The organism is Candidatus Contendobacter odensis Run_B_J11, assembly GCF_000531125.1.
Taxonomy (GTDB): Bacteria; Pseudomonadota; Gammaproteobacteria; order Competibacterales; family Competibacteraceae; genus Contendibacter; species Contendibacter odensensis.
In genome coordinates, this window is the sequence record NZ_CBTK010000174.1 from 1 (window position 1) to 1,352 (window position 1,352).

Consider the following 1,352-nt stretch of genomic DNA (forward strand, 5'->3'; position numbering starts at 1 on the left):
CTCCTCGCGACTTTAGTTAAACTCACCTTATAGTCTAACTCAGAACTGATAGGTGGTAAGGCAAAAATCCTGATCATTGAGGATACCGATACGATTCGGGTCATTCTCGCCAACGTGCTCGCTGCTGCGGGGTATGACGTTATCGAGGCGGCGGATGGCGTGACCGGGTTGATGTTAGCCGAAAGCGCAGATCCCGATCTGGCCGTGCTGGACCTGCATTTGCCCGATATCTCCGGTCTGGAGATCGCCCGTTTTTTCCATCAGCGCCTCCCGTTTTTCGTGTTGACCATGGATTCGGAAAGCGAACCCGTTAAAAAGTGTAACGAATTGGGCGCTCTCGGCTATTTGGTAAAACCCCCGGACCTTGATATGTTTTTGCGGCAGGTTCAAATTGCGCTGAAGCGGGGCCGCGAAAATCTGCACTTGCGGAACGCGCTGCGGGAAACACAAGTCACTTGCAAAGCGATAGGCTTCCTGATGGCTCATCATCATTTATCAGAGGAAGCCAGTTATCAGAAGCTGCTGGAGTTTGCGACCTTGCATAAACAACGGATCGTAGAAGTCGCGAGCGATATGTTCGAGGCGTTGCGCTACTTGCAGGCGAAGGCGGACAAGCCCGCGAAAGAATTCCCGAAAGGCCTGATTAAAATCCTTGATCTGCTCAAGAAATCCGCTCAGCCGAATGCGTGACTGATTTCAATCATGGCGGCGACTGAAGTGTTCCTTCATGGATTCGATCACTTGGGTCTGCGCCGCTTGCACGCTTTCGAAGCAGGCTTGTAAGGCCACACGATCACGGCGATCAGCGGAGCAGTGCATCGTTTCGTACAGGTCGGTGAGCCGATCCGCGCCGATGAGGGTGGTCGCTCCCTTTAAACGGTGCACGGCCTCTTTAATTCCCTCCCAATCCTCTGACGCGATAGTCTTGCGAATGCGATCCATGCCGCTCTCGACATCGCGGATAAAAGTATTGATGACTATGGGTACCGCCGTGGACGATATTTGGCTGATTCGAGTCAACATATCCGGACGCAGCACACTACGCACACGGGCGACGCTTTCAGAGGTCGGAGCCGTGTTGCCTGTTTGACCCAGCCTACTGGTAGCGGATTCGTTGGGCAAACATTCCGACTCGAAATCAGGATGACCTACCGCCATTTCTACCGCATCGAGCAGTCCATCGGCGGTGATCGGTTTGGTGAGGAACCTATCGATCCCGACGATTCGGGCTTTCGCCTCGGCCTCCGGCGTCACATCGGCCGTCAGCAAAATGCTGGGTATCGGACGGTTTAAATGCGAATTAAGCGCTACAAAAAATTTCAGGAAAAACAAGCATAAAAATTGCAGCAGCC

General features: G+C 53.1%; 2 protein-coding genes. One reads left to right on the forward strand and one right to left on the reverse strand.

The genetic code is table 11. From position 1 onward, the window contains the following. Window positions 1–75: 75 nt before the first annotated feature. Window positions 76–690: an ANTAR domain-containing response regulator gene (locus tag BN874_RS11395; protein ID WP_268258831.1), complete on the forward strand. Its 615-nt coding sequence runs from the start codon at window positions 76–78 to the stop codon at window positions 688–690. A 6-nt stretch (window positions 691–696) separates the two neighbouring features. On the opposite strand, the gene BN874_RS11400 is transcribed toward BN874_RS11395, so the two are convergent. After that, window positions 697–1,352: response regulator (locus BN874_RS11400; protein ID WP_034433365.1), on the reverse strand; the 656-nt coding region annotated here is incomplete at its 5' end.